The organism is Proteiniborus sp. (assembly GCF_040308045.1).
GTDB lineage: Bacteria > Bacillota > Clostridia > Tissierellales > Proteiniboraceae > Proteiniborus.
In genome coordinates this window covers 89,909-106,697 of record NZ_JAWRHZ010000055.1, presented here as the reverse complement: position 1 = coordinate 106,697, position 16,789 = coordinate 89,909, and the positions used below count along the sequence as shown (strand labels likewise).

The 16,789-nt window shown below is 30.2% G+C and carries 19 protein-coding genes and 1 tRNA gene; 3 read left to right on the top strand and 17 right to left on the bottom strand.

All coding sequences use genetic code 11. The features are described from left to right. Positions 1 to 7: 7 nt before the first annotated feature. From ABV008_RS11400 to ABV008_RS11360, 9 genes are all read right to left on the bottom strand, one after another. Positions 8 to 286, bottom strand: a complete 279-nt coding sequence (locus ABV008_RS11400) for a DUF5665 domain-containing protein (protein ID WP_352419942.1) — start codon at positions 284 to 286, stop codon at positions 8 to 10. A 415-nt stretch (positions 287 to 701) separates the two neighbouring features. After that, positions 702 to 1,523, bottom strand: coding sequence for a bifunctional 3-deoxy-7-phosphoheptulonate synthase/chorismate mutase (locus tag ABV008_RS11395; protein WP_352419941.1), 822 nt, complete (start codon positions 1,521 to 1,523; stop codon positions 702 to 704). 165 nt (positions 1,524 to 1,688) lie between these two features. Continuing rightward, positions 1,689 to 2,159, bottom strand: coding sequence for a DivIVA domain-containing protein (locus ABV008_RS11390; RefSeq protein WP_352419940.1), 471 nt, complete (start codon positions 2,157 to 2,159; stop codon positions 1,689 to 1,691). 21 nt (positions 2,160 to 2,180) lie between these two features. Next, on the bottom strand, positions 2,181 to 2,969 hold the full coding sequence (locus ABV008_RS11385; protein ID WP_352419939.1) for a YlmH family RNA-binding protein: 789 nt from the start codon (positions 2,967 to 2,969) through the stop codon (positions 2,181 to 2,183). Positions 2,970 to 2,981: 12 nt separating this feature from the next. Beyond that, on the bottom strand, positions 2,982 to 3,242 hold the full coding sequence (locus tag ABV008_RS11380; protein WP_352419938.1) for a YggT family protein: 261 nt from the start codon (positions 3,240 to 3,242) through the stop codon (positions 2,982 to 2,984). Positions 3,243 to 3,258: 16 nt separating this feature from the next. Beyond that, the gene (locus tag ABV008_RS11375; RefSeq protein ID WP_352419937.1) at positions 3,259 to 3,708 is read right to left on the bottom strand and encodes a cell division protein SepF; all 450 of its coding nucleotides are present in this window, start codon (positions 3,706 to 3,708) and stop codon (positions 3,259 to 3,261) included. Positions 3,709 to 3,719: 11 nt separating this feature from the next. Further along, positions 3,720 to 4,391: a YggS family pyridoxal phosphate-dependent enzyme gene (locus tag ABV008_RS11370; protein ID WP_352419986.1), complete on the bottom strand. Its 672-nt coding sequence runs from the start codon at positions 4,389 to 4,391 to the stop codon at positions 3,720 to 3,722. Positions 4,392 to 4,427: 36 nt separating this feature from the next. Further along, positions 4,428 to 5,630, bottom strand: a complete 1,203-nt coding sequence (locus ABV008_RS11365; RefSeq protein ID WP_502929779.1) for a biotin/lipoyl attachment domain-containing protein — start codon at positions 5,628 to 5,630, stop codon at positions 4,428 to 4,430. 197 nt (positions 5,631 to 5,827) lie between these two features. Beyond that, complete coding sequence (locus ABV008_RS11360; RefSeq protein WP_352419935.1) at positions 5,828 to 6,202, bottom strand: hypothetical protein; 375 nt, start codon at positions 6,200 to 6,202, stop codon at positions 5,828 to 5,830. Between the two features lie 212 nt (positions 6,203 to 6,414). Between ABV008_RS11360 and ABV008_RS11355 the strand changes: the two genes are divergently transcribed. After that, a tRNA-Pro gene (locus ABV008_RS11355) sits at positions 6,415 to 6,491 on the top strand. A 38-nt stretch (positions 6,492 to 6,529) separates the two neighbouring features. On the opposite strand, the gene spoIVA is transcribed toward ABV008_RS11355, so the two are convergent. The 8 genes from spoIVA to glyA all read right to left on the bottom strand — a co-directional run bounded on the left by spoIVA (position 6,530) and on the right by glyA (position 15,265). Then, a complete protein-coding gene (gene spoIVA, locus ABV008_RS11350) occupies positions 6,530 to 8,008 on the bottom strand; it encodes a stage IV sporulation protein A (protein ID WP_352419934.1) in 1,479 nt (492 codons plus the stop codon). A gap of 193 nt (positions 8,009 to 8,201) precedes the next feature. Further along, positions 8,202 to 9,227, bottom strand: a complete 1,026-nt coding sequence (locus ABV008_RS11345) for an NAD(P)H-dependent glycerol-3-phosphate dehydrogenase (protein WP_352419933.1) — start codon at positions 9,225 to 9,227, stop codon at positions 8,202 to 8,204. Between the two features lie 17 nt (positions 9,228 to 9,244). Continuing rightward, positions 9,245 to 9,844: a glycerol-3-phosphate 1-O-acyltransferase PlsY gene (gene plsY / locus ABV008_RS11340; protein WP_352419932.1), complete on the bottom strand. Its 600-nt coding sequence runs from the start codon at positions 9,842 to 9,844 to the stop codon at positions 9,245 to 9,247. A 2-nt stretch (positions 9,845 to 9,846) separates the two neighbouring features. Further along, positions 9,847 to 11,172 carry a ribosome biogenesis GTPase Der gene (gene der / locus ABV008_RS11335; RefSeq protein ID WP_352419931.1) on the bottom strand — a complete coding sequence of 442 codons (1,326 nt, stop codon included), beginning with the start codon at positions 11,170 to 11,172 and terminating at the stop codon, positions 9,847 to 9,849. Between the two features lie 4 nt (positions 11,173 to 11,176). Continuing rightward, positions 11,177 to 12,529, bottom strand: a complete 1,353-nt coding sequence (locus ABV008_RS11330) for a DUF512 domain-containing protein (protein WP_352419930.1) — start codon at positions 12,527 to 12,529, stop codon at positions 11,177 to 11,179. 228 nt (positions 12,530 to 12,757) lie between these two features. Beyond that, positions 12,758 to 12,952: a capping complex subunit for YIEGIA gene (locus tag ABV008_RS11325; RefSeq protein ID WP_352419929.1), complete on the bottom strand. Its 195-nt coding sequence runs from the start codon at positions 12,950 to 12,952 to the stop codon at positions 12,758 to 12,760. A gap of 13 nt (positions 12,953 to 12,965) precedes the next feature. Next, positions 12,966 to 13,883 (bottom strand): YIEGIA family protein, encoded by a 918-nt coding sequence (locus ABV008_RS11320; RefSeq protein ID WP_352419928.1) that lies wholly within the window; start codon positions 13,881 to 13,883, stop codon positions 12,966 to 12,968. A gap of 152 nt (positions 13,884 to 14,035) precedes the next feature. After that, positions 14,036 to 15,265, bottom strand: coding sequence for a serine hydroxymethyltransferase (glyA, locus tag ABV008_RS11315; protein WP_502929778.1), 1,230 nt, complete (start codon positions 15,263 to 15,265; stop codon positions 14,036 to 14,038). A gap of 232 nt (positions 15,266 to 15,497) precedes the next feature. Here glyA and ABV008_RS11310 point away from each other — a divergent pair, with 232 nt between their 5' ends. Together ABV008_RS11310 and ABV008_RS11305 are read left to right on the top strand one after the other, a co-directional pair. Continuing rightward, on the top strand, positions 15,498 to 16,268 hold the full coding sequence (locus ABV008_RS11310; protein WP_352419927.1) for a threonine/serine exporter family protein: 771 nt from the start codon (positions 15,498 to 15,500) through the stop codon (positions 16,266 to 16,268). Next, positions 16,268 to 16,714 carry a threonine/serine exporter family protein gene (locus tag ABV008_RS11305; protein ID WP_352419926.1) on the top strand — a complete coding sequence of 149 codons (447 nt, stop codon included), beginning with the start codon at positions 16,268 to 16,270 and terminating at the stop codon, positions 16,712 to 16,714. Before ABV008_RS11310 ends, ABV008_RS11305 begins: the two co-directional genes overlap by 1 nt. Positions 16,715 to 16,789: the final 75 nt, after the last annotated feature.

Genomic DNA, 16,789 nt, shown 5'->3' with positions numbered 1-16,789 from the left:
CCTCCTCCTATAATCTTTCCTGTACAATTCTAACTATATCGGCAATAAAGTCTCCAATTAAAGGAATATTCCAGGAAATTATTTTTTGTAAAATATATATGGCTAAAGCACCAAGTATAGTAAATCCTACAGCCATACCAAAACCTCTAGCTACTCCTCCTAAAAAATTTATATATAACAATCTTCTCTTATTATTTACAAATTCCACATATTCATTTATTTTTGCTTTTTCAAGATTATTTGCTAACTCTTCTAATCTTTTTTCAATTTTATTACTTTCACTCAATGTAAAATCCCCCTCCTAATAATTTTCCCTAAAAGGTTTAATTTATAATCAAGTCTCTATAATGTATTAGCAATATATATATTATATTACATTATATTACACTTAACAAATATAAAAAAGGCTTTAACTAGATAATAGGTTAATTAACTGTTAAAGCCCTAAAATAAAATACATAAATCATCAAAAATTTCTAAGTGAATAATGCCAATAATAAATAAAAAAACAATAAATTATTCTTCTTAAACTTGGCTCCCCAAATTTGAACTAATAATATGAAAAAAAACAATAAATAGTCTGCATATTTAACTTCTTTACTTAAATACATTAATATCACCTCAATATTCCAAAAGTATACTAATCACTGTAAAAAATTGATTATATTATATAATATGGAATATTAGTGTTGTAAGTGCTATTAATAACTATTAAAGCTATTAATACAATCCTTAATTGCCCTAATATCTGATAAGACACTTTTAATCTCTTCAAAATTTAAAGACTGATCTCCATCTGATAAGGCTTCGCATGGGTTTGGATGTACTTCTATCATTACGCCGTCTGCCCCTATAGCCACAGCTGCCCTAGTTGCATGTCTAATAAGTTCTTTTCTACCTGTTCCATGGCTAGGGTCTACAATAATAGGAAGCTTGGTTAGCTCTTTAAGTATAGGAACCGCAATTAAATCTAAAGTATTTCTTGTATACTTTTCAAAGGTTCTTATACCTCTTTCACAAAGGATAATATTGTCGTTACCTTCTGATGCAATATATTCTGCTGCTTTTAGCCACTCTTCTATAGTTGAAGCCATTCCTCTTTTTAAAAGGACAGGCTTATCAAATTTTCCCACCTCTTTTAATAAAGCATAATTTTGCATATTTCGTGATCCAATTTGAAATATATCAACATAATCATATGAACAATCTATGTCTCTAGGATCCATAATTTCTGACACAATTTTCATATTATGCCTTTTACCAGCCTTTTTTAAAAGTTTTAATCCTTCAAGTCCTAGCCCTTGGAAGGTATATGGAGAAGTCCTTGGTTTAAATGCTCCCCCTCTAAGTATTTTAACTCCCATATTACTCAAGGTATAAGCGGCCAACTCAATTTGTTCTTCACTCTCAACTGCACAAGGTCCTGATATTATTGAAAACTCCTTTGATCCTATCTTTATGTCATCGCCTAGATCAATTATTTTTTTATTATTTTTCCTATTACCTATAATATAAGTATTCATGTATAATCCTCCAAAAAAACATATAAATATAGAGTATGTTAATGATTAGTTTTAACACATAACAAAAGAATATGAGTAATTTTTTGTTTTCTACTCTATTATATAGGCATAACTAAAAGTGTCAAGTATAAAAACAAAAAGGATACGTAATAAAACACATATCCTTTACTCTGTTATGTCATCTTTCTCCAAATCACTGTAATATTCATTTACTGATTCTAATTGAGATTGAAGTAATGTCTTAAATCTTGTTTTAAACACTAACATATCTTTTTTTATTGCTTCGTACTCTTCTCTTACTCTTATTACTTCGTTTCTAGCTTCATCAATTAATTTTTTAGAATTATCTTCAGCCTCTTTAATAATCAATTCTGAATTTTTCCTTGCATTAATTTTAACCTCTTCAGCAGTGCTTTGAGCCACAACTAATGTATTTTGAAGCGTTTCCTCAATTCTATTATAGTGCTTTAATTGGTCATCTAGCATTGCTATCTTATCTTTCAACTCTATATTTTCTTTATATACATTTTCATAATCCATCATAATTTCATCAAGAAAAGCATCTACCTCTGCTTCTTTATAACCTCTTACTCCTCTTTTAAACTCTTTATTTTGAATGTCAAGTGGTGTAAGCATATTAGTCGGCACTCCCCTCTACTAGATTAGTCTAACAACGACCTTATTTCTATCTTTTTTTGTTTTACCTAAGTTCTGGGTTACTTTTATTCTCCCAAATCCACGTATTGATATCATGTCATCAACATGAATTTCTTTAGATGGTATACCTATAGTCTGCCAGTTTACTTTTACATAACCGTTTTTTATGAGAGATGAACTTTTTTCCCTTGAAATATTACATATAGTACTTACAAATACATCTAATCTATAAGAAGATAAGGTAAGACTTTTCTCTGTATATTCTTCTTCTACCTCCACTAATTCAGATATATCCATCTCAGTAACAAATACTGACTCTTTGTTAATCATTTTTAGGTTGTATTTTATATAATTAACAATCTCCTCAAAAGTTATTATGGTTCCATAATTTTTATGTATTAAAATATCTCCTATTTTTTCTCTTTTTATCCCTAGATTCATTAAGGCCCCTAAATAATCTCTATGACTTAATTCTTTAAACTTGAAGCTTCCATCAATTCTCAATGCTTTTATTGGTATTTCAATATCATTTCTATCAATATATATAGGATACATTACAATAGATTTTCTCTCAGAGTCTTCCAATCCACCTTCCTCAAAAAAAGAAACTTCTTTAAATCTATTTAAAAATGAATGACATAATTTCCTTTGATACGGATCTAGAAAATCTGTATATTCTATAGAATAATTTTCTAATACTCTTTCAAGTTTGTCTATTGCTCTCCTTAAAACTAAAATTTGTTCTCTATCTTTAATATGTTGTATTAATGCTGTTTTATCAATAGTCATAATTATTTCACCTTATAAATACATTAGAATTCTTGATAAAAACGACAAAAAGAGTAAAGCTAGCAGTGGAGAAATATCAATCATTCCAGTATTGATATTAAGTCTCCTAATAAGTTCTCTAAATGGAGATAGAATAGGTTCTGTCACTTGAAAAACAAAAGATATAATTGAGTTGTTAAAATCTCTTGCTACAAAAGATAAAATGGCTCTTATAAAAATAAGTGTTTCAATAATGTAAATTAATCTATATAAGATTACTTTAATAATACTCAACCTCTCCACCTCTTAATTATTTTTGCCAAGGGAATATTCCTTTGTTCTTTAGTTCTTCCTTTAATTTTGAATCAATCTCCACATTACTAGGTGCTAATATAAAAATATCTTTAGAAACTTTTTGAATGTTCCCATCTAAAGCATATATGGAGCCATTTAAAAAATCAAAAATTTGTTTTTTTGGCTCAATTTCCATTTCCTCTAAATTGATTACAACTATTTTTCTGTTTTTTAAGTCTTCAACCATTTTAGGAGCCTCTTCATATTTTAAAGGTTCATAAACTACAAGCTTAATGTTAGTGTTTGTATGAATATTTAAAATCTTGTTTTGCTTATACAAGCCTTTTTGTGTATCTAACTCTATTTCTTTACCATTTTCAATTTGTTCATTTTCATGTTCTTCCATATCTTCTAACCCTATTATGTATTTAACCTTATTCAAAAATTTATTAGCCATATCTGCCATTTTTGACCCCCCTAATATATTCTTTTTCCAAAAATACCAGTTCCTATACGTATAATATTTGCACCTTCTTCTAATGCTACCTCATAATCATTTGTCATCCCCATAGATAAATACTTCATATCTATGTTGTCCAAATTAAGTTCTTTTATTTCTTCGAATAATTCTCTTAGGTCCTTGAAGACATACCTAACTTCCTCAGGGTCTTCTGCATATGGTGCTATTGTCATTAATCCTTTTATTCTTATCCTATTAAAATTACTAATAGATTCAATAAAAGGAATAACTTCTTCTTTTCTTAATCCGAATTTTGAATCTTCTTCAGCAATATTTACTTGAACTAAAGAATTTACATAAACATTAAATTCTTCGGCCCTTTTCTGTATTTCTTCAGCTAAGCTCATTCTATCTAAAGAGTGTATCATTTCAACTTTATCAATAATATATTTAACTTTATTGCTTTGTAAATGACCTATCATATGCCATTTAACTTTATTATTTATTTGTTCATATTTACTTTGAATTTCCTGAACTTTATTCTCTCCAATATTAGTAATTCCAAGTTCAATAGCTTTGTTAATTTTTTCTGTATCTACGGTTTTAGTTACAGCTACTAAAGTAATATCATTGAAGCTTAAATTCTTTCTAGATAAGATTTTGTTTGCTTTTTCTTTAATGATTTCAATATTATCTCTTATGTAAATTTTGTATCCCTCCCTAAGTTAATTTAAAATAATGCCTTCTTTAAGCTTATTTCCATTAGTAAATACTTCATCAAACATTTGTATTGTCCCAATTTTTAGTTTAGTCCCATTTACGTTAATCTCTATTTGTCTACTGTTTCCTTCTCCTTCACTTACAATAGTATTCTCTCCATCACTTGTTAATATTTTTACCGGTCTAAATTTTACTATGCCACTAATGTCTTTAATATAGACACCCTTAATTCCTTCTTTCTCAATGATGGATTTATTGGGAACAATTAATCCATCATAAGTATTTTTTATTATATGAAGGTCTATGTATCTTTCCTTATAGTGCTCATGCAAATAATCTGTAAACTTCAAAATTATTAAGCACTTATCTTTTTCCTTAATAAGTTTTACTATCCTAGCAATTATCTTTTTATCATTATCATTTATCCTTACAAATATAGTTTTGCCTTCTTTTAGCTTGTCCGCATTTTTTCCGTCAACTTCAGTCATCACATACCATGCGAAGTTATCAATAATTTTAAAGACAGGTTCTCCATACTTAACTTCCTTTTTTTCTAATAAGTCAATCTTATTGCTATCAATAATCCTAAAATCACTTAGTTCATATTCATTAATTTTGTTTACAGAAAAAACTTCTTCTAATCCATCTAGCTCGTAGCTTACAATTCCTGCTTTCGAAGAATAGTTAATTATCTCTGATTTTTCCAAATTCTTAATTATATTATCTCTTTTTTTCATAAGACTATCAAGACTTTGAGACACAAGACTTTTTTGCCCTGTAACTAACTGATGTTTATCAATACTCTCTAATAAAGTGTTTTTATAAATAGAAGCATCTTTATAGTTTTCTTTTATAATACTATTTTGAAGTTCGTCTATTATTATCTCAATATTGCTTTGGATTTTCTCTTTATCTTTGTTAAATACTTCTTTGCTACCTGATGTTTTTTTTATTAATTCTATCTGCATTTCTATTTCATCTAATTCTTTTGAGTAAGAACTATTTTCTGATTTATTAATCTTGCCAATCTGTACTCCTTTGCCTACTTTTTCGCCTTCCTTTTTCAATAAAGATATAGCTCCTTGAGTTTCAGATTTATATATAACTTCATCTTTGATAATAACAGCTTTAGAAGAAACCACCTCTTCTATTACTCCATTTTCAACGGTTACAGTTTTAAGATTCGAAATAGAAAATACAGGTAACATTCTAAGGAAAACATAGGAAATTACAATAGCTATTAAGCCTACTCTAAACTTTTTTCGTTTGATTCTTTTTTTTTTCTTTCCTCTTGAGACATTTAACCACCTCTTACTATAGATAATTCTGCAAAAATTCCTTATTTCCTTCAAAAATAAGAGAAAAAATTTTTAAACACCTGTATTTATACAGTCTAGAAGGCTAATTAAAAAAAACTACCATACTTGCTTACTATTTTTACTTTCTTGATTTTGTCTACCTTAAAAGTTTTTACCTCATCTCTATGCGTTACAATTAAAAGCTCCATATTATTGGCTTTTGCTCCAATCACTATACCATCTACTGTATTTTTGTTCGAAAAAACAACTCTCACTTCATCACCTGATTTTATTTTAACTCCACCTATAGAGAAAACTTTCATATCAGCTTCATCTATATGTTCTTGAGTTACAGACTTCTTTCCAATAATGATAATATTGTCGTCCAAATATAATTTTTCTTTTAAAACTACTAGTATATAGCCAATTAGACTAACAAATAATATCATTACAAGAGTTGGCATAATATATTTTGAAACCATTAACAGTACCTGCTTTCTAATATTGTCTATAGAAAGTATATCACAAATAACAAATCTAGAAAATATCTACACAAAAATAATACTAAAAGACTAGATTTCTCAGTAATACATCTTGTTTGCAAATTCAAATATTATAGTATATAATTAATACATTATTAATGTGAATATTACTTTATAGACTAGTCTATTTTACGAAGGATAAGTATAGATATCGGGATGTGGCTCAGCTTGGTAGAGCACAAGTCTGGGGGACTTGGGGTCGTAGGTTCAAATCCTATCATCCCGACCAGTTTTTGCATAAAAATAGGAAGGTAAACCTTCCTATTTTTATATTATGATACAGATTAGTCCTCCACTTCCATCATTCACTATTCTTTCTAATGTTCTTTGCATTTTACTTCTAGCATCCTCTGGCATCATGTTTAACTTACTTTCTAGCTGCTCCTTTACTAGGTCATGTAAAGATTTCCCAAACATATTTGATTCCCATATCTTTGAAGGATCACTTTCAAATTCATCTAATAAATATTTTACAAGCTCCTCACTTTGTTTCTCGGTTCCTATTATAGGAGAAACCTCAGTTGTTAGATCTGCCCTAATAAAATGTAAACTTGGTGCCATTGCTTTTAGCTTAACTCCAAATCTATTTCCTTGTTTATAAATTTCAGGCTCTGCTAAATCCAATTCTTCAAGGCTAGGAGGAACTAACCCATATCCAGTAAGCCTAGCATCGCTTAAAGCTCTTTCAATCTTATCAAATTCTTTCTTTGCTTTAGCCAAACTTGTTACTAGTCCTAATAATTGATGTTCACCTTCTATCTTGTAACCAGTTAATTCATTCAAAATCTGGTAAAATAACTGACCGTCAACATTCATCTCAATATTTGTTACACCTTCACCAAGTTCAATTCCTTTGATCTTAACATCACTTATTATATCAAGCTCGTCAAATTTGCTTACAGCATAATTGATTTCGCTAAGTCTTTGAAGATTGTGAACTATTTCCTTTATCGAACTAAGTATAGTGCTCTTTACCCAATGATTTTTTGGTAATCCTTCAATCCATTGAGGTAGATTAATGTTAATTTCCTTTATAGGAAATTCTAATAATACCTTTTCAAGGATCTTATTTATTTCTGGCATTTCCATGTTAAGACAATCTACAGCTATAACTGGAACCTTATATTTTTCTTCTAAATTCTCTCTTAAGGCTATTGTACTATCTAATTCTGGGTGCCTAGAATTAAGGAGAACAACAAAGGGTTTATCTAATTCCTTTAGTTCATTGATAACCCTCTCTTCTGCTTTGATGTAATTTGATCTATCAATCTCGGTAATTGAGCCATCTGTTGTTACTACAACGCCTATTGTTGAATGATCTGTGATTACTTTTCTGGTGCCTATTTCAGCAGCTTCTTCAAAAGGTATTTCTTTTTCATACCATGGAGTTATTACCATTCTAGGTATATTGTTTTCTTCATGACCTAATGCACCTTTTACTAAATATCCAACGCAGTCTACCATTCTTACTCTGAATTTCACATTGTCTTTTAGTGTTAATTCTACAGCATCAGTAGGTACAAACTTAGGCTCAGTAGTCATTATAGTTTTTCCTGAACCACTCATAGGTAGTTCGTCATTTGCTCTTTCTTTCTTAAATTTATTATCTATATTTGGCACGACTAGTTTTTCCATAAATCTTTTTATAAAAGTCGATTTTCCTGTTCTAACTGGCCCAACTACACCAATATAGATGTCACCATCAGTTCTTTCTGAAATATCTCTGTAAATATCAAACTTATCCACCTAATTAGCCTCCTTTACAAAATAATTAAAATTTATATTTATCTTTTTATAGAGCCAAGTCACTTTAGTTAGCTTTCTATAAAAATAAATATAGGCTTTATAAAACAAAATCCTTTAGTTATATATATATATATGACTGTGTGCTTTAACATTATGACATGCTAATAAAAAAAGACATGCAATTCGCATGTCTTTACCAAAGAAATTGGTCTTCATTAACTATATCTTCTATTTCATGAGTTTTATCTCTCAACATTAAATTAACTACTGAATTTTTAACATCTGCTTCTTCGTATAAAACCCTATATATTTCTTCTGTTATTGGCATAACAACATCATATTTTTGTGAAAGCTGGAATGCAGCCTTAGTAGTTTTAATACCCTCTACTACCATTCCAATAGATTCGATAGCTTCTTCCAAGCTGTAGCCTTGTCCTATTAGTATTCCTGCTCTTCTATTTCTACTATGCATACTTGTGCATGTTACAATCAAATCTCCAATTCCAGATAGTCCTGCAAAAGTTAATTTATTGGCACCCATAGCTTCGCCTATTCTGGCTATTTCAACAAAGCCTCTATTCATTAATGCAGCCTTTGTGTTATCTCCATACCCCAATCCATCTGATATACCAGCACCTAAGGCAATTACGTTTTTTAATGCTCCTCCTAATTCCACACCTATTACATCAGGGTTGGTATATACTCTAAATTTAGGTGTCATGAAAACATCTTGAATATATTCGGCTACAGCTTTTTTAGTAGAAGCTGCCACTACTGTAGTTGGTATGTCTCTAGCAACTTCCTCTGCATGAGATGGCCCTGATAAGGCAGTATATTCTGCTTTTGGTATTTCTTCCTTTACAATTTCAGAAATTCTCAGCAAAGTATCAACTTCAATTCCTTTAGCCACATTAACAATAATAGGCTCTTCAGAAGTATGATTTTTTATAGTCTTCAAAACTTCCCTAATTGCATGAGAAGGAACTGCTGAAACTATTATCTTTTTATTGGAAACTGCTTTAATAATATCATCGACAGCAGTGATGTTATTGGGTAACAGAACTCCTCTTAAATATTTTAAATTTTCTCTTGTCATATTAATTTCTTCACATTGCTTTTTATCCCTTAGCCATAAGTCAACATTATAGCCTTTTTTCGCTAGAACAATTGATAATGCTGTCCCCCAGCTTCCTCCTCCAAGTATACAAATACTATTCAACTTATGTTCACTCCTTATTAAAGTGCTTTTTGACCTAATTTCGATTCATTTCCATTTATTAATCTTTTTATATTGCTTCTATGCCTAAAAATAGCCATTGAAGTTAAAATCAAACAAAATATAAAGAAATTAAAATCAAAAGGTCTAACCATAACTACTGCCAATATTGGTAATAAAGATATAGCAGTAATAGACCCTAATGATACATATTTAGTTATAATAACTATTACTAATCCTACAACAATACATATTAAGGCTATTTGATAGTTAATAGTCGTAGCTACACCTATTGTAGAAGCTATTCCTTTGCCTCCTTTGAATTTCAATAACACCGGCCAATTATGACCCACAACTACAAAAACTCCACCGATTAATCCTCCCACATCTCCAAGAATTAACCTTCCAATGATTACTGCTAGTACACCTTTAAGTGCATCAATTACAAAGGTTGCAGCAGCTAACTTTACTCCAAACACTCTTAAGGCATTTGTGGCTCCCGCATTTCCACTTCCATGCTTTCTAATATCTGTTTTTTTAAAAACCTTTCCTAGAATGTAGGATGTTGCAAAATTCCCCAGCCCATAACTTATAATCATTACAGCTATGACATTAAACAATATTAATCCCCCTTTTCTCCTTTTTCACGAAACTCAAATTGGATAGGTGTTCCTTCAAATCCGAAAGACTGTCTAATTTGATTTTCAAGATACCTTGCATATGAAAAATGCATTAGTTCCTCATCATTAATAAATATGACAAATTTGGGTGGTTTAATACCTACTTGTGTACCATAATATAATTTTAGTCTTCTACCTTTATCTGATGGGGGTTGATTCATTAGTACTGCTTCGCCAATAATGTCATTTAAAGTACCTGTTGAGATCCTCATTGAGTGATTATTAGAAACTACTTTTATTAAATCAAGAAGTTTGTCAACTCTTTTACCTGTCTCAGCTGAAATAAAAATAATGGGGGCATAACTCATAAAAGATAACACTCGTTTTACATCTTCTTCAAATTTTAGATAAGTATTTGTTTCTTTTTCAATTAAATCCCACTTATTTATTGCAATTATCGCAGCTTTCCCATTTTCATGTGCATACCCAGCGATTTTTGTATCTTGCTCAGTAATTCCCTCAGCTGCATCTATTACTATAATACAAACATCTGCTCTTTCTATAGCAGTAAGAGATCTTACTACACTATATCTTTCTATATTTTCATTTATTCTTTTTCTTTTACGTAAACCAGCTGTATCAATAAAAACATATTCATCCTCACCATGAGTAAAATATGTATCTATTGCATCTCTTGTGGTACCTGCAATATCACTTACAATTACTCTTTCTTCGCCTAAGATTTTATTAATAAGAGATGACTTACCAACATTTGGTTTACCTATTACAGCAACTTTAATTATATCTTCATTATATTCAACGTCTTTATCTTGTGGAAAATGCTTAACAACCTCATCTAATAAGTCTCCTAGTCCTAATCCCTGCCCTGCAGAAATGATTATAGGAGTTCCTAAACCTAATTCATAAAATTCATATACAGTATCAGGTGTTTTAGGTGTATCAATTTTATTAACAACTAAAATGATTTCTTTATTTGTTTTTCTTAGCATATCAGCTACTTCTCTATCTGTAGTCGTTATACCTTCTAATCCATCAACAAGTAAAAGAATTACATCTCCTGTTTCTATTGCTATTTCTGCCTGTCTTCTCATTTGAGACATAATTATGTCATTGCTTGCAGGCTCAATTCCACCAGTATCAATCATAGTAAAATATTTATTTTGCCACTCACCTTCGGCATATATTCTATCTCTTGTAACACCAGGCATATCTTCAACAATAGATATCCTTTTACCTGCGATTTTATTAAAAAGTGTAGATTTACCTACATTTGGTCTCCCAACTATTGCAACAATTGGTCTAGCCATTTTATCACCTCATATCATTCTTGAAAATATCTATAAACTTTCCGCCATCAACATCAGAAATAATGACTTTTGTATTTAAAATGTTATTAATATCATTAACTGTAACGTTATCTAAAAACACTTTCTCATCACTTTTAAGCATAGATCTAGGTATTATCAGCTTTTCTTCACATAAAAGTCCTTTTAATTGATTAATCAAATCCTTGCCTGTGACTAAACCAGAAACTGTAATCTTTTCACCAAAAAATTCGTTTCTGATCGGTACTACCTTTAATTTTAGTCCCTTTATTTTTGTTGTAACCATACTAGCAATTTCTTTAATAAAATCATAAGCTAGCATTCCTGTAGCAATAATATAATTTTCATTTAGAAATGAATTCTCCTTAATATCCTTAAGAGCTTCTTCAACTTCAGAATAAAATGATCTTATTAACCCTACTCCATTTTCATACTGAGGAAATCCTTCATAATCCTCATATTCAGGAAATGTTCTTTTAGCTAAAATATAAAACTCATCTGAAGCAAAAATAAAACGGGTATCTATAGACTTTAAATATTTCTCTTGATTATTATGAATAAAATCCAGAATCTCATTAGCAGTTTCATAATCATATGTTTTTATCTGGCATAAACCTTCTCTATACTTCGTAAGCCCTACAGGTACTACTGCCACACTAGAAACTCTTGGATACAAACTTGATAGATCAACTAATGTTTTTCTAAGATTATCTCCATCATTTATGCCAGGCACAAGAACTATTTGGCAATTCATTTCTATGCCAGCATCACTAAATCTATTTAAAATGTCAAAAACTTTACCTGCATTCTTATTATTCAACATTTTTATTCTTAAGTCCGGATCAGTAGAATGTACCGAAATATTTATTGGACTTAATTTATATTTAATTATTCTGTTTATTTCTTCATCGCTAAGGTTTGTTAATGTTATAAAGTTGCCTTGTAAGAAAGACAATCTAGAATCATCGTCTTTAAAGTATAATGTTTCTCTCATGCCTTTTGGGAGCTGATCAATAAAGCAGAAAATGCATTTATTCCTACAGTGCTTTGCTTTATCAATTAAAGGATTTGTAAATGTAATACCTATATCTTCATCATAATCTTTCTCAATTTCAAGATCCCATAACTCTCCATTTCTTTTCTGAATTGTAATAATAACAAAGTCATCAGTAATCAAATATTTATAATCTATAATATCCGTAATAGGATTATTATTTATTGAAATAAGTGTATCTCCTGACTCAATTCCTAATTCTTCAGCAATACTATTCTCTTCTACATTATCAATAATATTTTTTCCATCATAATAGGTGTTTATCTCATAATTATTTACTTCCATAATATCCCCTTCTAAAAACAATCATATTTAAAATACTGTATATATAATATTAAACACTTTAGTCGTACCTACTATTAGTACTAGGTTTTAATATTATATCATAGTTATCTCGATTTTGTATATAGTCTTCAATAATTATAGCACAATACAATGAATTATGCTCAATAATTATTAGAATAATCATATAAGCTAAAATAAAGGTATAATGAACTATCATTATACCTTTTTCTAATGTCTAACTATTACTAAACAACCATTTTCTAAATCATGTACCATACCAGTGGTAATCTTTGAAATTGTCAAAGCAATTCTCTTTTGTTCTTCATTATCTCTAGCATAAAATGTAGGGACACTCCCACCAGAAACTACTTTTTCATCTATTGCTATAATTGCTATAATACTGTCCTTTATTCCTACATCCATACTTTGCACTCCTTTAATCTGCAGCTTTTCTTCCAATATAAGATTGAAGTGGCTTGCGTTTTGCACTTTCAAGAACTAAGGTTTTCTTTACTGCTTCTACAAGGCATTCAACATCCGGCTCAAGTGCTACTATTGCCATAACCACATTTCCTGTATGTGGGTCCCTTCTAGCTATTGGAGTAAAATCTGGCTCATCTACATCTTTTCTTAATCCTAGAAGAACTGAAGCATTATGGATTATAGCCTGTCTTTGTCCTATGTTAGCAAGTGTTGTGATTCCATTTTCATCATTTGGAGTTATTTCAACTGCTATTCCATTTTTTAAATAAATTTCCCTAGATGCCTCTAACCCTATGTTCATTATAACAATATCATTTATTAATAAAAAAGCACCATTAAACGAAATTTTTGCAGGCTTAACCTCAGCTATATCCTCAATAATTTGCCTAGAAATAGCTTTATTAAATATGTAAAATGCTACAATCCCTATAATTGCACCTACTATAATAGAATATTTCTTGCTAATTCCTAGTTTAATTAACACATATATCCCGATACTTGAAATTAATGATACAAGCATTGTAACATAATTTCTTGCTTCAAAAGCTTTAGCAATATCTTCAATATATGCTGTGCCTCTTTGCACTAGTTCAGTAGGCTCAATATTATCTAAACTCTGTCTTTCAAGATTTCTTACATCTCTAAATTGTTGAGCTGCAAGAGATAAAAATGTGAATGCAGCAAATTCATTTGCAACAATTGCAGGTACTGCTACTGAACCTAGTGAAGCAGCTATCATTCCAAGAGTCAAGTGTGAAAATACACCTTGGGGATAACTTGGATACTGTCTGTAATCCACTCTTAACATTGATGTCCTAGACAAAAATCCTATTATAATGGACGGTACTATTATATAACCATATTCAAACAATTAGTCACCTACTCCATTTTAGACGTATTTTACATTAATATTTTTCCCCGAAACAAACCATATATTCACCAATTTTCTAAAGAAAAAGGATATTATATGATTATAATCATATAATATCCTTTCAATAAGTATTGATTAATATAATTCGTAAATTAGTAAAGTGGGAATCTATCACAAAGTGATTTAACTAGCCCTTTTAAAGTATTTTCATCAGTTTTTTCTTCAAGAGTTAGGCTAATAATATTTGCAATTTCCTTCATTTCTTCTTCTTTCATGCCTCTTGTAGTAACTGCTGGAGTACCAATTCTAAGTCCACTAGTTATAAAAGGACTTTCAGTTTCAAATGGTATAGTATTTTTATTTGTAGTTACTCCTATATGGTCAAGTAAAGCTTCTGCTTTTTTACCAGTCAATCCTTTGTTTCTAACATCTAAAAGCATTAAGTGATTATCTGTTCCACCTGAAACTAGTCTAAAGTCTTTTTCTATAAGACTATCAGCTAATGTCTTAGCATTTTTTAGCACTTGCTTCTGATATTCTTTAAAGTCTTCTTCTAGTGCTTCTCTAAAACTGACTGCTTTAGCAGCAATAACATGCATTAATGGGCCACCTTGGATTCCTGGGAATATTGATTTATCAATTTTCTTCGCAAATTCTTCTTTGCAAAGAATTGCTCCACCTCTAGGTCCTCTAAGAGTTTTATGAGTTGTAGTTGTAACGAAGTCTGCATAAGGTACAGGACTTGGATGTAAGCCCACTGCTACAAGTCCTGCTATATGAGCCATGTCAACCATTAAATATGCTCCTACTTCATCAGCTATTTCTTTAAACTTTGCAAAGTCTATTACTCTAGGGTAGGCGCTAGCTCCTGCAACTATAAGCTTAGGTCTTTCTTTTAATGCAATTTCCCTTACTTCATCATAATCTATAGTTTCAGTTTCCTTATTTACTCCATAAGCAACAAAATTAAAGTATGTACCAGAAATATTTACTGGACTACCATGAGTCAAATGACCACCATGAGAAAGGTTCATACCTAGAACTTTATCTCCAGGCTTAAGTACTGCAAAATATACACCTAGATTTGCATTTGCTCCAGAATGAGGTTGAACATTAGCATGGTCAGCTCCAAAAAGTTTCTTTAACCTTTCTCTAGCAAGATCCTCCGCTATATCAACGAATTCACAACCTCCATAATATCTCTTACCGGGATAACCCTCCGCATATTTGTTTGTTAATTGACTTCCCATTGCCTCCATTACTTGTTTACTTACGAAATTCTCTGATGCAATAAGTTCAATCTTGCTTCTTTGTCTTTCTGTCTCTTGTTCAATTACTTTCATTATCTCTGGGTCAAATTTACTAAGGTTGCTAAAATCCATAATCATCTGTCTCCTTTCCTTTAGATAAATCTTTAATTAGTATATTGAATAAATTACTTTTTCATATATAATATACCATTATAACTAAATATAATAAACAACTTTTAAATGTTTGTAATAAAAAGTTTATACTTATAATTTTATTTTACATTATTATTACAGATATCATAATATTTTTTATAATATTATTTTGGTATAATAAAGATATATATACATAAAGGGTGGTATTGAAGTGGAAATAAAAAGGGAAGCTAAAAAATTATTAAGTATGGCTATTTTAGCTGGCAAAATAATGCTTGAAAATGGTGCAGAAACTTATCGTGTCGAAGATACAATTTCTAGAATATGCAAATCAAGAAGCTTTATTACATACTCAGAGCCTTTTGTTATCCCCACTGGAATCCATTTAGCAATTGGATTTGGTGATGACATAATGACATATATTCAGCGAACAAAAAGTAAGACTATTGATTTAAATAAAATAGCTATGGTAAACGAGTTTTCAAGAAATTTTGTCAACTCTGATATGACTATAGAAGAAGGATTTAAATGTCTTAAAGAAATTGATAACGAAAAAGCATACCCACACCTTATTAACATTTTATTTGGAGGATTTGCTGGAGGCTTTTTTTCTCTCTTATTTGGAGGAACGATTAATGATTTTATTTGTGCATTTCTCATAAGTATAATCGTAGTTAAGATAACAAACATACTTGGTAAAACCAATATAATATATTTTATTAATAATTTCGTAGCTGCTGCAATTGGTACTTTTTTTGCAATTATATCAGTTAAGCTTGGAATAGGACATAATATGGATAAAATAATAATCGGTATTATAATGCCATTGGTTCCAGGAGTTGCTATCACAAATGCTGCAAGAGATTCAATGCTTGGCGATTTCTTAGCAGGCATGTCAAGAGGGCTAGAAGCAATAATAGTAGCATTATCTGTTGCCTTTGGAGTAGGCCTTATGCTTATAATATATCATGGGGGAGTATAATGATGTTTTACATAATTCAGTTCACTTATGCTTTTTTATCTACTGCAGGTTTTGCAATATTTTTTAATATACCGAGAGACTCTGTTATCAAATCAAGCTTTGGAGGTGCAATAAGCTGGGTAGTTTATATTATTACGAGAAATATTTTTTCTTCTTCAATAGCAGGCACCTTTCTAGCTGCTATAACAGTTGGTTTTTTAGGTGAATTTATGGCTAAGCGTTTTAGAAAACCAGCATCTATATTTATTATTCCAGGTATTATTCCACTAGTTCCAGGAGCTGGAATGTACTATACAATGTTAGCTATAATCGATAAGGATTTTACAGGTGCTGCAGAATTGGGAACAGAGGCTATATTTATTGCAATAACAATTGCAATAGGAATAATTGTATCTTCCTCATTTAGCAGAGCTTTAATTAATCAAAAGCAAAAAAAACCTAGCTAATTTTTCAGTATTAAGCAATATTTTAAAAACAATTAACTAAAAATAGCTTTAGGGAAATCATTCTTCTCTAAAGCT

Coding starts and splice junctions, on each gene's coding strand:
- ABV008_RS11395 (WP_352419941.1), bottom strand. CDS start 1,523: ATGAATACTTATATTATAGGTAATAGGAAAAATAATAAAAAAATAATT.
- ABV008_RS11390 (WP_352419940.1), bottom strand. CDS start 2,159: ATGCTTACACCACTTGACATTCAAAATAAAGAGTTTAAAAGAGGAGTA.
- ABV008_RS11385 (WP_352419939.1), bottom strand. CDS start 2,969: ATGACTATTGATAAAACAGCATTAATACAACATATTAAAGATAGAGAA.
- ABV008_RS11375 (WP_352419937.1), bottom strand. CDS start 3,708: ATGGCAGATATGGCTAATAAATTTTTGAATAAGGTTAAATACATAATA.
- ABV008_RS11365 (WP_502929779.1), bottom strand. CDS start 5,630: ATGTTACCTGTATTTTCTATTTCGAATCTTAAAACTGTAACCGTTGAA.
- ABV008_RS11360 (WP_352419935.1), bottom strand. CDS start 6,202: ATGGTTTCAAAATATATTATGCCAACTCTTGTAATGATATTATTTGTT.
- der (WP_352419931.1), bottom strand. CDS start 11,172: ATGGCTAGACCAATTGTTGCAATAGTTGGGAGACCAAATGTAGGTAAA.
- ABV008_RS11330 (WP_352419930.1), bottom strand. CDS start 12,529: ATGGAAGTAAATAATTATGAGATAAACACCTATTATGATGGAAAAAAT.
- ABV008_RS11325 (WP_352419929.1), bottom strand. CDS start 12,952: ATGGATGTAGGAATAAAGGACAGTATTATAGCAATTATAGCAATAGAT.
- glyA (WP_502929778.1), bottom strand. CDS start 15,265: ATGGATTTTAGCAACCTTAGTAAATTTGACCCAGAGATAATGAAAGTA.
- ABV008_RS11305 (WP_352419926.1), top strand. CDS start 16,268: ATGATGTTTTACATAATTCAGTTCACTTATGCTTTTTTATCTACTGCA.